Annotated in this window: 10 protein-coding genes and 1 tRNA gene; 9 read left to right on the top strand and 2 right to left on the bottom strand. The window is 42.1% G+C overall.

Annotation, left to right across the window (positions count from 1 at the left end; translation table 11 throughout):
- Positions 1–40: 40 nt before the first annotated feature.
- Both ABZD21_RS15965 and ABZD21_RS15960 read left to right on the top strand, forming a co-directional pair.
- Entirely contained in the window at positions 41–1,591 is a 1,551-nt protein-coding gene (locus ABZD21_RS15965; protein ID WP_372776088.1) for an MFS transporter, read from the top strand.
- A 296-nt stretch (positions 1,592–1,887) separates the two neighbouring features.
- Entirely contained in the window at positions 1,888–2,385 is a 498-nt protein-coding gene (locus ABZD21_RS15960; RefSeq protein WP_372776087.1) for a magnesium-dependent phosphatase-1, read from the top strand.
- 185 nt (positions 2,386–2,570) lie between these two features.
- On the opposite strand, the gene ABZD21_RS15955 is transcribed toward ABZD21_RS15960, so the two are convergent.
- A complete protein-coding gene (locus ABZD21_RS15955; protein WP_372776085.1) occupies positions 2,571–4,478 on the bottom strand; it encodes a long-chain fatty acid--CoA ligase in 1,908 nt (635 codons plus the stop codon).
- 107 nt (positions 4,479–4,585) lie between these two features.
- Positions 4,586–5,632 carry an aldose epimerase family protein gene (locus tag ABZD21_RS15950; RefSeq protein ID WP_372776084.1) on the bottom strand — a complete coding sequence of 349 codons (1,047 nt, stop codon included), beginning with the start codon at positions 5,630–5,632 and terminating at the stop codon, positions 4,586–4,588.
- A 192-nt stretch (positions 5,633–5,824) separates the two neighbouring features.
- Between ABZD21_RS15950 and ABZD21_RS15945 the strand changes: the two genes are divergently transcribed.
- The 7 genes from ABZD21_RS15945 (at position 5,825) to ABZD21_RS15915 (ending at position 13,732) form a co-directional block, all read left to right on the top strand.
- Positions 5,825–6,823, top strand: coding sequence for a GntR family transcriptional regulator (locus ABZD21_RS15945; protein WP_372776083.1), 999 nt, complete (start codon positions 5,825–5,827; stop codon positions 6,821–6,823).
- A 114-nt stretch (positions 6,824–6,937) separates the two neighbouring features.
- Positions 6,938–7,981, top strand: a complete 1,044-nt coding sequence (locus ABZD21_RS15940; RefSeq protein ID WP_372776082.1) for a UDP-glucose--hexose-1-phosphate uridylyltransferase — start codon at positions 6,938–6,940, stop codon at positions 7,979–7,981.
- A 16-nt stretch (positions 7,982–7,997) separates the two neighbouring features.
- Complete coding sequence (locus ABZD21_RS15935; RefSeq protein WP_372776081.1) at positions 7,998–9,287, top strand: galactokinase; 1,290 nt, start codon at positions 7,998–8,000, stop codon at positions 9,285–9,287.
- 31 nt (positions 9,288–9,318) lie between these two features.
- Positions 9,319–10,533 (top strand): glucose/galactose MFS transporter, encoded by a 1,215-nt coding sequence (gluP, locus tag ABZD21_RS15930; protein WP_372776080.1) that lies wholly within the window; start codon positions 9,319–9,321, stop codon positions 10,531–10,533.
- A 351-nt stretch (positions 10,534–10,884) separates the two neighbouring features.
- On the top strand, positions 10,885–12,168 hold the full coding sequence (locus ABZD21_RS15925) for an MFS transporter (protein ID WP_372776079.1): 1,284 nt from the start codon (positions 10,885–10,887) through the stop codon (positions 12,166–12,168).
- A 381-nt stretch (positions 12,169–12,549) separates the two neighbouring features.
- Complete coding sequence (locus ABZD21_RS15920) at positions 12,550–13,458, top strand: metallophosphoesterase (protein WP_372776078.1); 909 nt, start codon at positions 12,550–12,552, stop codon at positions 13,456–13,458.
- 200 nt (positions 13,459–13,658) lie between these two features.
- Positions 13,659–13,732, top strand: a tRNA-Asp gene (locus ABZD21_RS15915).
- Positions 13,733–13,780 lie beyond the last annotated feature (48 nt).

Raw genomic sequence — 13,780 nt, 5'->3', positions numbered from 1 at the left:
TGAAATAGAATCTATCAACAACTAAAACCTTTAAATTATCATGAGTATCAGTCAAATTACTGAAAAGATGTCCAGATATCGATGGACGATCGTAGCTATGTTGTTTATGGCAACAACCGTAAATTACCTAGACCGACAGGTCCTTTCCTTAACTTGGAAAGATTTTATCGCCCCCGAATTTCACTGGACCGACAGTGATTATGGTACTATTACGGCTTGGTTCTCTGCATTTTATGCTATAAGTCTGTTGTTCGCCGGTCGTTTTGTCGACTGGATGGATACAAAGAAAGGGTTCATGTGGGCTATCGGAATTTGGTCACTGGGTGCTGTTTTACATGCATTTTGTGGTATTGCAACTTCCGGCGTGTTAACCGGCCATTGGTTTGTCGGTTTCGCGGAGGCTCGTGAGCATATCGACCAATTCGTAAAAACAACAGGCGATATCGCCAGAGTTTTGAACGTGAGTGTTGTGCTGTTTATTTTCGCGCGTTTAGTATTGGCGATCGGTGAGGCGGGTAACTTCCCTGCAGCTATTAAAACAACCGCTGAATATTTCCCGAAGAAAGACCGTGCTTACGCTACATCAATTTTTAATGCGGGGGCAACAGTCGGCGCTTTGGCTGCTCCGGTAACAATTCCGTTGCTTGCCAAACACTTTGGCTGGGAAGCTGCCTTTATCGTAATTGGTGGTCTTGGTTTTGTTTGGATGGGATGGTGGCAGTTTGGCTATAACAAACCGGATAAACATCCTAAGGTAAATAAAGCAGAGCTGGATTACATCAATCAGGATGACGATGATCCGGATGCAGGAAAAACAGATGAAGAAATTGCTGAAAAAGGCAAGAAAATGAGTATGGTCCAGTTGTTGAAATACAAACAAACCTGGGCTTTCGCTTTCGGTAAATTTATGACTGACGGCGTATGGTGGTTCTACTTGTTCTGGACTCCGGCTTACTTGAGTTCGGTATACGGAATGGAGTCTTCTGATACTGCAGCCCAATTGGCTTTGTTCGTCCTGTATGCTATTACGCTACTTTCAATTATCGGTGGCTGGTTGCCAACTTATTTTGTCGATAGTAAAGGCATGCATCCTTACGCCGGACGTATGAAATCGATGTTGATTTTTGCATTCTTCCCGTTATTAGCCGTCTTTGCACAACCACTCGGACACTTAACCTACTGGTTCCCTGTAATTATTATTGGTATTGCAGGTGCTGCGCATCAGGCTTGGTCGGCGAACATTTTCACTACAGTAAGCGACATGTTCCCGAAAGCTGCGGTTGCAACAGTAACTGGTATTGGTGGTTTGGCCGGTGGAGCTGGTTCGGTGCTTATCAACAAAGGCTCAGGTCTGTTGTTTGACTTTTCTCGTGGTTCTACCATGTATAAAGGGCTTGAAGTTCCTATGAGCAGAGAGATGCTTGCAGAAGGAGCCGAATTTGTTCGTCAGCCATTGAACGTCATGGGTTTCGTCGGTATCGAAGCCGGATACTTTGTTATATTTGGAGTTTGCGCTGTTGCCTACCTGATTGGTTGGGTCGTCATGAAAGCTCTCGTTCCAAAATATAAAGCGATTACAGACTTGGCTTAGAAGTTACCCAAGTGGTAACTAAAGTATCCCCAAAAGGATTCGAATTTAAAGCTTAATAAACAGAAAGCGGGAATTTACTCTGACGAGTGATTCCCGCTTTTTCTATACCATTTGCCAGTTACATTTTTGTTGATTTGTTGCTTATTTTTTAACAGAATATGAAGTAATAACTAAATTCGCCTTCATCTGTCTTTTCTCATGAACCTTATTCCGTGAAAATGCTTTATTCGTAGTCGTAAGGAAGTCGGATAGCAGGTCTTAGCTAACGATTGTGTTTTAATTTAAAAATAACGATTATGAAACTATTTGTATTTGATTTAGATTTTACGATCTGGAATGCAGGTGGTACTTGGTGCGATAGCACACATCCTCCATTTGCGTGGAAAGATCGTAAGTTGACGGATCAGGATGGGCGATGGATCTATCTGTACCCGGAGGTGAAAGAAATTTTAACTGAACTTAAAGAAGAGGGGCATTTGATTGCTTTAGCATCAAGAACGAATGCACCAACTGTTGCAAAACAACTCTTGCATATGTTTGAGATTGATCACTTTATCGATTCGCGTGAAATTTACCCTGGATCAAAATTGACTCATTTCGACCGAATTCTCAAAGAGTTGAAGGTTGCGAAAGAGGATGTTGTATTCTTTGATGATGAGTACCGGAATGTGGAAGAAATTCGCTCAATTGGGATTGAATCGGTATTGGTGCCCAATGGATTAACCAAAGAGATTGTGAAACCATACATGGTAATAGCAATGAAGGCGAATCTTCATAAAAATGAAGCCTGCTAAGGCTTTGCGAGAAGTTTGAAACAAGAAGCTGAGTAGCTTTTGTTTCAAATTAAGCGCAATACAATTTCCCAACTTTCGTTTGCAAAACTGAGTTGCTGTTTCTGTCTTTTACGTTCTCGCACCAATAAAAAAGGCAGAGAATCGGTTTGATTGATCCTCCACCCATAATTTTTTTCAGTCGGCTATTAGCCCAACCAATTAGTCATCGCTTTTTTATTGCGCTCATTGACAATGGATTTTGATTCAGCGGTATACAGAAAGTCCAGTTCATCAACAAAACGTTCGGTAATTTTACCGCGAACCATTTTCATGGTTGAATTAAGTAAATGATTCTGTTCGGTAAACGCCTCGGGTAGCAGAGCGATCGTAGCAGGCAGCCATCGTTCCGGGAATGAGTTCTCAAATTCACCGCCGCTTTTGTATTTGTCAATCTCCGACTGAATCAGTCTAAGACTCTCAGTAACGGCTTCCTCGCTGTTAACGCTAATTCCTTTATGGTTCAAAATCCGTGTAATGCCGGCTATGTTAGGGACGATGAGTCCGGTCGTGTATGGGTTCTGATTATTGTACAACATGCATTGTTCAATCAGATGTGATTGTTCTACAATGGCTTCTTCGATACCTTCGGGGCTGTATTTTTCACCATCGTTCCCGATCAAAAGGCTTTTAAAGCGGCCAAGTACATGTAGAAAGTCGTCCTTGTCGAGGTAGCCCATATCACCGGTATGCAACCACCCGTTGCGCAATGTGTCTGCAGTGGAAGTAGGGTTTTGCCAATAGCCGAGCATAACATTGTCGCCCCGAACAATAATTTCACCTTTTTCACCGGTTGGTAATTCATTTCCATCTGAGTCCACAATCTTTAGTTCCATGTATTTTACCAAGCGGCCGGATGTGCCAAACTTAATGGCATGGAGGGCGTTTGACGAAATAACCGGAGCCGCTTCCGACAGGCCATACCCCTGGCACATTGGAATGCCGATGGCATAGAAGAATCGTTGCAATTCGATATCAAGAAGAGCACCTCCGCCAACGAATAATTTTAGCTGGCCACCGAATCCTTCCCGAATTTTTGAGAACAAAATTTTATCGTAAAGAGCAACCAGAGGTTTATAAATGAATCGGATTCCTTTGCCCCGATTATAACCATCTCCGTTGTATTTGTAGGCAATTTTTAGGGCATGCTCAAAAAGTTTTTCTGTTTTGGAGCCTTTCTGTCGAATGCTGCTTTCAATTCCTTTACGGAAGTTTTTCGCGATAGCGGGGACACTCATCAACACTTGTGGCTTGATCTCCTTAATATTTTTAGGAATGTTCTTCAAGGTTTCCATCGGAGTGGAGCCCATCTCGAGCGATGCTACACTCGCGCCATTGTACATGAAACAATAGAGGCAGGCTGTGTGTGCAAACGCATGATCCCAAGGGAGGAAAGCCAGCGTTTTCCAGTCCTGCGTAATTTCCATGAGTGTATTTGATTGGACGACATTGGCTGCATAATTCAAATGCGAGAGCATGATCCCTTTTGGGTCGGCAGTGGTCCCCGAAGTGTATGAAATATTTGCCAAGTCGTTTGGCATGACCGCCTGAAACCGATCTGTAACCTGTTTTTTGTTTTCGTCTAAAAGCGTTTTCCCGGCTTGTACAATATCTCCGAAATAGAGGTCATCTTTTCCCGGGTTTTCTTTTTCATCCAGGTAGATCACCGCTTCGAGAAGTGGTAAATCGTTTCGGATTTCTTCAATTTTTGCAGCTTGTCCTTTTGACACAATTACAAAACGGCTGCCGGAATGGTCGAGTCGAAATTTTAGTTCCGATTTAGCATCTAGCTTAACCGATAGGGGGACATTGATCGCGCCGGCATATAAAATACCCAGTTCGCTGATAATCCATTGGTCTCTTCCTTCTGAAACCAAGCCGATTCGATCCCCCTTTTTTACACCCAGCTTGATTAAGCCAGCTGCAAACTCCAGCACTTTTTCATGGGTTTCCAGATAGGTTGTACCTACAAACTGCCCGTTTTGTTTTTCCCACAGGTAAATATTATTTGGGAACTTAGCTACGCTGGTTTCAAACAGTTCAATAATTGTTTTCATACAGTGGATTCTAAAATTGAAAGTCGGCAGCAAAAATAGAAAAATAACCCATACCCATAGAACCCTGCCATAAAGCACAAAAAAAGAGGCCCGTGGGCCTCCTCGTTTTATAATGTTCCAAATTGGTAGATCGTACTTTCCAGATACTTTTCGCCGGGCTTGAGCTCTGTTGTCGGGAAATTATCATGGTTCGGAGAGTCGGGGTAGTGTTGAGTTTCCAGCGCCACACCGGCATAGCTACCGAATTTCTTTTTACCATCAATGGTCAGCTCAGGAATCCAGTATCCGGTGTAGAGTTGAATACCCGGCTGAGTAGTGTATACTTTTACAGTACGGCCACTTTCAGCTTCAGACAGGCAACCCGCATAAACTAGTTTACCTTCGTCGTTATCCAATACAAAGTTTAAGTCGTATCCATCGGCCAGACCGGCAATATCCCTGTTAAGTTTTTTGGTTTTGTTGAAATCAAAAACTGTATTTTCAACCGAAACGATTTTTCCTGTCGGAATCATATCTTTTGCTTCGGTGTACTTTTTGGCAGTCAACTCCAACTCATGATTCAAAATATTTTCTTTTCCACCGGTTAAGTTGAAGTAGCTGTGGTTCGTCAGGTTGACGATCGTTGTTTTGTCTGTTTCAGCTTCGTAAACAATCTCGAGCTTATTTTCGTTGTCGAGCGTATAGGTGCAGCTCACCTTCAGATTACCCGGATAACCTTCTTCTCCATCCGGACTTAGGTAGCTGAGTTTTAAGCCAACTTTTCCTTTAATTTCAAATGTCTCAGTAGACCATACCTTACGGTCGAAGCCAATCAGTCCGCCATGCAGGTGGTTGGGGCCATTGTTGATAGCACCTTCATAATCAACTCCATCAATTGAGTAACGGCCATTTGCAATGCGGTTCCCAAAACGACCAATTATTGCTCCAAAATAAGGGTAACTGCCCAGATAGGCTTCCGACAAATAATCGTCGATTTTTTCAAAACCACAAACTATATTTTCGATCTTGCCTGCTTTGTCAGGCGCTAAAACTGAGGTTATTAATGCACCATAATCACTAATTGTAATGCAAACTTGGTTGTCATTCTCCAGCGAGAAAAGACTGACTTTCTGCCCATCTTTGGTTTGGCCGAACGGTTTACTTGATATTTTCATAGTTTATAATCGAATTTTCAACCTGCCGAATGAAGGATTTACCTGCGTTTGCCGACAAGTCGGTTTTACTTCTATTTAGATCTGAAACACAAATATAATGAATAAAAATTCATACTGGTAGGTACTGGTTGTTATGTTTTGCTGATTTTTTTTTAATTTTGGTTTTAGAATGACGGACTAATTAAGTAACCTGTGAAAAACATACAAATCGACGATTCTTTGGGCATTCCCAAATACCGGCAAATAATCAATTCAATTTATCAGGCCATATCAGACGGTGATTTGGTGGTAGGGGATAAGATTCCTTCACTTAACCAAATTTGTACCGAATTTGAGCTGTCGCGAGATACGGTAATGGTTGCTTTCAATGAGTTAAAGGCTAAAGGTATTATTAGTTCTATTCCCGGCAAAGGATACTATATTAATAGTGTTGATGTGAATGTAAATGAACGGATATTTTTGCTTTTTGATGAGTTAAACGCGTTTAAAGAGGATTTATATACTGCTTTCCTGACCGCGTTAAACGAGCGGACAACCGTTGATATCTATTTTCATCACTTTAATTTTAAGTTGTTTAAAGACCTGATCGCTGCCAGTGTTGGGAAATATACTTCCTACGTAATTATGCCGGCAACTTTTGATTATACTGCTGATTTGCTGGCCACTTTGCCTGAAGATAAGGTGTATGTGATTGACCGGATGAAAGCTGATCTGAAAAAATATCCGGTTGTCTATCAGGATTTTGAGACCGATATTTATCAGGCTTTAACCGAAAATGAAGATTTACTTCAAAAATATGAAAAGCTTCTGATGATTTTTCCGGGAGGGAAGGAGCCGGAAGGACGGATGATTGGCTTTAAGAAGTTTTGCGAAGAGAGGAATATCTCGTATGAAATATTGCGATCGTTGGTTGATCGGAAGATTCACAAGGGGGAGGCATATTTCGTTCCTTCCGATAGAAACCTGGTTCGATTGGTCAAATTGGCTACTGAGCTCGATCTTCAGCTGGGAACCGATCTTGGGATTGTTTCTTTTAATGATACCATGCTCAAAGAAGTAGTCGCCGGCGGAATTACCACGATCTCGACCGATTTCTCGCTAATGGGGAAAACACTGGCGAAAATGATCGAAGAAAAAGGTAGTTCAAAAATTGCCAATCCAGCCAAACTAATTCGTAGAAATTCACTTTGAAAATTTAATAGGAATTGATTTTTGTGCTTTATAACATGAGTTCAACCGAACTCATGTAGCACTTTATCTGTAATTTTACCCACCAGTACCTACCAGTAGATAAAGTTTTAAAATATGACAAGTTTTAATATTGAAGATCATCCACACCGACGGTTCAATCCATTGACAAACGACTGGATTTTAGTGTCGCCGCATCGTTCAAAACGCCCATGGCAAGGGCAAGTTGAAAAACCAACATTGCAAGAACGACCCACTTATGATCCGGACTGTTATTTATGTGCCGGAAACGAGCGGGCAGGCGGGCACAAAAATCCCGATTACAAAGGAACCTTTGTTTTTACGAACGATTTCAGCGCTCTGTTGACCGATACACCGGAAGGCGGAACCAGCGACAGCTTATTTCAGTCGAAAAGCGAAAGTGGTATTTGTAAGGTGATTTGCTTTAGCGAAAATCATAGCCTCACCATTCCGGAAATGGAAGTTTCTGATATCCGGAAAGTTGTTGATGTTTGGTGTCGTGAATTCGAAGAGTTGGGCAGCAACGAAATGATCAACTACGTGCAAATATTCGAAAATAAGGGGTCGATCATGGGCTGCTCTAATCCGCACCCACACGGACAAATCTGGTCGTCGTCTTCAGTTCCTGTTGAACCGGAGAAGGAATCGGTAACACAAAAGGCTTATTTCGAAAAGAACGGGCGTACCTTGTTGGGCGACTACTTAGCAGCCGAACTCGAAAAGAAAGATCGTCTTTTGGTTGAAAATGAGTATTTTGTGGCTTTGGTTCCCTATTGGGCTGTGTGGCCTTTCGAGACCATGATTATTAGCAAACGTCCGGTGCAAAATCTGCTGCAATTAACCGATGACGAACGGACTGCACTGGCTGATATTTATAAGAAACTCACCGTAAAATACGATAACCTGTTTGAAACATCTTTTGCTTATTCAGCAGGTTTGCACCAGGCACCAACGGATGGGAAAGACTATCCTGAATGGCATTTGCATATGCACTTTTATCCACCACTATTGCGCTCAGCATCAGTGAAAAAATTTATGGTTGGCTACGAAATGTTGGCTACTCCGCAACGCGACATTACGGCTGAACAGGCTGCTCGCCGCTTGCGCGAATTATCAGATATTCATTACAAACAACAATAAAACAAATCAATAAACTATGACTAAGATTAGTTCTCTCGTAGAAAAGATCAACAACGGACAGAATCCATTGTTTCAGGAACTTTACGGAACAGATGAAAAGGTTTTAAAGGCACAGGCAGATCGATATGCTGCTTTGATGGCTGATTTTAAAAAGATTTATGGTACAGACGATGTGAGTTTGTTTAGCTCACCCGGTCGTACTGAAATTGGCGGTAACCATACCGACCATAACTTTGGTCGCGTGTTGGCCGGAGCTGTCAATCTGGATAATATTGCCGTTGCTACGGCAAATGGTACGAATACTATTCGGATCACTTCTGCCGGATATCCTGAGTTTCAGGTGGATTTAAGCGATTTGAGCATCGATGAAAGCCTGTTCTACACATCAACAAGCTTGGTGAAAGGGATTTGCGCCCGCATGAAAGAGCTTGGTTATCAGATTGGTGGTTTCGATGCTTGCATTGAAGGCCGCGTACCTAAAGGCTCTGGTTTAAGTTCTTCTGCATCATTTGAAGTATTGATCGGTGCGATCGTAAATGCTTTATTCAACGATGGCAAAATGAGTGCCGTTGAAAATGGTATTATTGGCCAGTGGGCCGAAAATAACTATTTCGGAAAACCTTGTGGTTTGATGGATCAAACTGCTTGTTCGGTTGGTGGTTTAATCACGATCGACTTCAAAGATCCGGCTAATCCGATCGTTAAAGAAGTTGATTTTGATTTCGTATCGACTGGTTTCGCATTGGTTATTACCGATGTTGGTGGCGGACACGATGATCCGGCTTCTCAGGCCGAATATGCGTCGCTACCAACTGAAATGAAATCGGTAGCTGCTGAGTTGGGCGCTAAAGTATTGCGCGAAGTTACGTTGGAGCAAATTGTCGAAAAAATTCCTGAAATCCGCAAGAAAACAGGAGACAGAGCGATCTTGCGTGCTTTTCACTTCCAAGGCGATAACCAACGTGTTGTTGATCAGGTTGCCGCTTTGGAAAACAATGATTTCGACGCATTCCTGAAAATGGTTGTTGAGTCGGGCTACAGTTCATATATGTACAACCAAAATATTTTCGACGTTGTGCACAAGGACGATCAAGTTGTTTCGTTGGCTTTGGCGCTTAGCGAAATGGTACTAAAAGGCAAAGGCGCATGGCGTGTGCATGGCGGCGGTTTTGGCGGCACCATCCAGGCTTTCGTTCCACAAGACTTGCTGGATCAATACGTGACTACCCTGGAACATGTGTATGGAAAAGGGACCTGTCATAAATTATTTATTCGTAAACAAGGATCAATAAAATTAGACCTATAACCCGAAACGTTTCGGACCTAAATTTTAACTAATGAGCAAAAATAAGTATTTGTTTCCCTTGGCTGTGATGGCTTCGCTGTTCTTCCTGTTCGGCTTCATTACAACGATGAATAACTCAACAATTGAGTTCCTGAAGGGTGCTTTCGGATTGAATGATGTTCAAAAGCAATTGCCGAATAGCTTTTTCTTTGGTGCCTATATCTTATCAGTACCGGTTGGTTTCCTAATTAAGCAAATTGGTTACCGCTTTTCAATTTTTACAGGGTTGGGCTTGATTGCTCTGGGTTTTTTCGCTTGTATTCCAGGCGTTGGCTTTGGTTACTACGGATTCCTGAGTGCAGTTTCAATATTTGCAATTGGAGTGGTAATTCTTCAGGTAGCAGCTGCTCCATACGTGGTGGCATTGGGGCCTGTTGAAGGTTCTGCAAGTCGGTTGACTTTAACCAATGCGTTAAATTCAGTTGCAACGGTTATTGCTCCAATTTTCGTTTCAATTTTATTGGTTACACCAGAGCTTGCTCCGGGCGAAATAATGGAAAATTCAGCCATAAAAGAGATTGTTAAAAATCCATTTATTGGGATTGGCATCACTACGGTTGTAATTTTGGTGATTATGCTCTTCCTTAAACTTCCGAATATTAAAGAAGAACAAGAAGCTAAAGAGGATGCAAGTAAACGAAAGCACAAATCGAGTGCTTTTAAATACCCACACGTTTGGCTCGGTTCTCTCGCAATTTTTGTATACATGGGAATTGAAATTGGTATCCCGAGTTTCTTTGCTGATTTTGCAACAAAAACAGGCGCTGTAATTGAAACCTCAACGACTGACATGTTGAAGTTTTATTGGGGAGGATTAATGGTTGGCCGATTGATCGGTATTTTTGTCCTTCAAAAAGCGAAACCATCGTTAATTCTTTCAATCTGTGCTTTTGGTGGTGCGGCCATGTTGGTCGGTGCTATCTTGTTGACAGGAAACATAAGTATGTGGCTGTTCCTTGGGACGGGCTTATTCCACTCAATTATGTGGCCTGTAATTTACAGTTTGGCATTGGAAGATTTAGGGCCTCACTCAGACGTGGCTTCCGGTATTATCGCAACCTCGGTAATTGGTGCGGCTATTTTAATGCCGATCATGGGGGCTGTACAAACTGCTACAGGTACTGTTATTGCAGCAGTTTGTTGTTTGTTTGTTTATTACCTGTATCTGGTGTTCTTTGCAGCTAAAGGTTCAAAAATCAGAACTTAATCTATTACAGAATTTCATTTGAGAGGCCGGTCTGATTTAATCTGATCGGCCTCTCTTGTCATGTATGTGCAAGATTAAAAATCTAAGAAATATAATCTGACCCGAATGGGGAGTCGAATGTAGGGCATGTCAGCTCGTTTGTGGTTTGAGAAAGTTGGATGATCATGCCAATTTGGATTCACATTAAATTGATTTCAAATTGTTTTGACTGTTTGAAAATTACTTTACTTTTGGTGACCATATCGTGTAAAATTAACATTAAGCGTATTTTGCCCGATACTCGTTTATCCTAAAGCAACTAAATTTTTAAATTGATTGTTGAGCCTATCAACAACTAAATCGTTTATTAGTATGACTGAAAAGAAAAGTTACGGATTGCCAATCCTGATGATGATCCTCCTGTTTGGTATGATCTCCTTTGTCACAAATTTGGCAGCACCGATGGGTGTCGTTGTAAAATCACAATTCCAGGCTTCGAATTTTTTAGGCATGTTGGGTAATTTTGCCAACTTCCTGGCCTATGCCTTCATGGGTATTCCTTCCGGAAAATTATTAGAGAAAGTGGGCTATAAGAAAACTGCCCTGCTTGCTATTGTTGTCGGTTTTATCGGAGTTGGCGTTCAATATTTCTCCGGTGTAGCCGAGAGCTTTTTTGTGTATTTGTTGGGTGCTTTCATCGCTGGTTTCTCCATGTGTATGTTGAATACTGTTGTAAACCCAATGTTGAACACACTTGGTGGTGGCGGCAAAAAAGGTAACCAGTTAATTCAGATTGGTGCAACCTTCAACTCATTAACCGGAACCATGGTTCCGATGCTTGTGGGGATGCTCGTCGGAGTGGTTACCAAAAACACAGGGATTAAGGATGTAAACCCGGTGCTGTTTATAGCAATGGGTGTTTTTGTCCTGGTAGGTTTGGTTCTTTATTTTGTAACTATTCCTGAACCTCACATTACTCAGAAAGACAAAATCGTTGAAAAATCGCAGTACAGTGCATGGTCATTCCGCCATTTCATTATGGGAGCCATTGGTATTGGTATTTATGTTGGTGTAGAAGTTGGTGTTCCGGGAACTTTGTTCTTCTTTTTGGCAGATGCTAATGCCGGAGGCTTGGATGCGGCGACTGCCGGCACTGTTGTTGCAACTTATTGGCTATTAATGCTTGTTGGTCGTTTTGTCGGGGCATCTATTGGTGGAAAAGTTTCGAGTAGATCGATGTTGATTACCGCGTCTGCAATCGGTATGGTTCTGTGTGTTGCTGCAATTTTGGCACCAACTTCAATCGCGGTTTCAATACCGGTATTTCAAAGTTCCAGCAGCGGTATTTCAACCGGATTGGCAAATGTGCCTATCAATGCAATGTTCCTTGTTTTAATCGGACTCTGTACTTCTGTAATGTGGGGTGGTATTTTCAACCTGGCAGTTGAAGGATTGGGCCGATTTACGGCATCTGCTTCCGGTATCTTCATGACGATGGTCGTTGGAGGTGGAATTTTACCTTTAATTCAAAACGGGGTTGCTGATACCTTCGGATATTTGGCATCGTATTGGGTGCCGTTCATTGGGCTAGCTTACCTTCTGTATTATTCATTAATTGGTAGTAAAAACGTCAATACAGATATTCCGGTTTCATAAATCGGAGTGGATAGCAATTAGAAAAAGCCTTTGGGTTTAAATTGCTGACTTATAACGGCCTCTGGAAGCATTCTCGGATGATTCCAGAGGCCGTTTGCATTGCTGCCAGATCGAGCTCTGACCAGTAAGTAGGTACTATTTATTGCTGTTTTCTTCCTGCTAGTTCTACCGGTGATTTACTTGGTCGCATTGAATCTTATTCGTTTGAATTTAAGCTGATTTCAAGGAGGACCTGATTTTATGTACTAGTCGGCTGCCGGAGTGCGTAACACATCCAATCGGGTGCAGGTGGAACAAGGAGTTGGTTTCGATGGAGAAGACAGATTGTATTTCTTGAAAAAAGTAATAAATTGCCCTGCATTAACCCGGTTTTTTTAGTTTATGTATGATATAATTGGAGACGTGCACGGGCAGGCCGTTTTATTGAAAGACCTGCTTAAACGAATGGGATATGCCGCTCTTGACGGCGTTTATCGACATCCTGAGCGAAAAGCAATTTTTGTTGGAGACTTTATTAATCGGGGGCCAAAGATCAAAGAAACGCTTCAGGTAGTCCGATCGATGGTCGAAAATGACTCAGCACTCGCCATATTGGGAAATCACGAAGTAAATGCGCTTTTTTATAGCCTGTTGGATAAACAAGGAAAACATCTGAGCAAAAAATGGTCGCGCTTGCGAATGGATTTGAATCCGACGTTGAGTGAATTTGAGTCGAATAAACCGCTTTGGAAAGACTATGTCGGTTGGTTGCGTACTTTGCCTATGTATATCGAATTGGATGGGATCCGGGTTGTACATGCATGTTGGCAGGATGACAATATTGAATTGCTGAAAGCGAATATGACTGAACCCAAGCTAAGGAAGAAATTTCTCCAAATAATTGGCAAAAACAACAGTCCGATAGCGAAAGCTTTTTGGGAAACCTGCAAAGGAATCGACTTCCAACTGCCCAAAGACCTTTTAATCTTCGACAACGAAGGATGTGCGCATCGATCGTTTCGTTCACGGTGGTGGGAGAGTCCCGAAAGCAAAACCTTTGGAGAACTATCCTTTGAAAGCCGATTTAGTCTGCCAGCCTATCAGATTCCCCCCGAAATTGTGGCAAAACGAGCGCCATATGGCGACAATGAGCCGATTGTGTTCTTCGGACACTATTGCATGAAAGGAAGCGAAAATATCATAAAACCGAATTTGTGTTGTCTGGATTCGTGTGTAAGTCGCAAGGGGAAACTTACGGCTTACCGATGGAGTGGCGAAAAACAATTGATGAGCGAAAATTTATTTAGCTGAGTTGATTTTTGATTTATACTGATAATTAGACTGTTATTTTTTAAGGACACAGAAAGTCGAATTTTTTGGTGATTTTTTTAGCCGGAGCTATTGCAGAGAAAAAAAGAAACTCTATATTTGCAAAGCCTTTTCAGAAAGGGATTACAGACAATTCGTTCTTTAAAAAGTACTTTTAAAATCGACAAAAAAACAACCAATTTGGTGCGGTAGTTCAGCTGGTTAGAATATCGGCCTGTCACGCCGGGGGTCGCGGGTTCGAATCCCGTCCGCACCGCAAGAGGGTTTCTCAGAAATGAGAGACCCTTTTTGTTTTTAAGGCTAT

It is taken from the genome of Mangrovibacterium sp. (assembly GCF_041596335.1).
Lineage (GTDB): Bacteria > Bacteroidota > Bacteroidia > Bacteroidales > Prolixibacteraceae > Mangrovibacterium.
Note: the sequence above shows the minus strand (reverse complement) of the source record. Positions and strands in the feature narration are given on the sequence as shown.

Bases quoted from the DNA above. Each gene is read 5' to 3' on its own strand.
- ABZD21_RS15960 (WP_372776087.1), top strand. From the start codon at position 1,888: ATGAAACTATTTGTATTTGATTTAGATTTTACGATCTGGAATGCAGGT.
- gluP (WP_372776080.1), top strand. From the start codon at position 9,319: ATGAGCAAAAATAAGTATTTGTTTCCCTTGGCTGTGATGGCTTCGCTG.
- ABZD21_RS15965 (WP_372776088.1), top strand. From the start codon at position 41: ATGAGTATCAGTCAAATTACTGAAAAGATGTCCAGATATCGATGGACG.
- ABZD21_RS15955 (WP_372776085.1), bottom strand. From the start codon at position 4,478: ATGAAAACAATTATTGAACTGTTTGAAACCAGCGTAGCTAAGTTCCCA.
- ABZD21_RS15925 (WP_372776079.1), top strand. From the start codon at position 10,885: ATGACTGAAAAGAAAAGTTACGGATTGCCAATCCTGATGATGATCCTC.
- ABZD21_RS15940 (WP_372776082.1), top strand. From the start codon at position 6,938: ATGACAAGTTTTAATATTGAAGATCATCCACACCGACGGTTCAATCCA.
- ABZD21_RS15935 (WP_372776081.1), top strand. From the start codon at position 7,998: ATGACTAAGATTAGTTCTCTCGTAGAAAAGATCAACAACGGACAGAAT.
- ABZD21_RS15920 (WP_372776078.1), top strand. From the start codon at position 12,550: ATGTATGATATAATTGGAGACGTGCACGGGCAGGCCGTTTTATTGAAA.
- ABZD21_RS15950 (WP_372776084.1), bottom strand. From the start codon at position 5,632: ATGAAAATATCAAGTAAACCGTTCGGCCAAACCAAAGATGGGCAGAAA.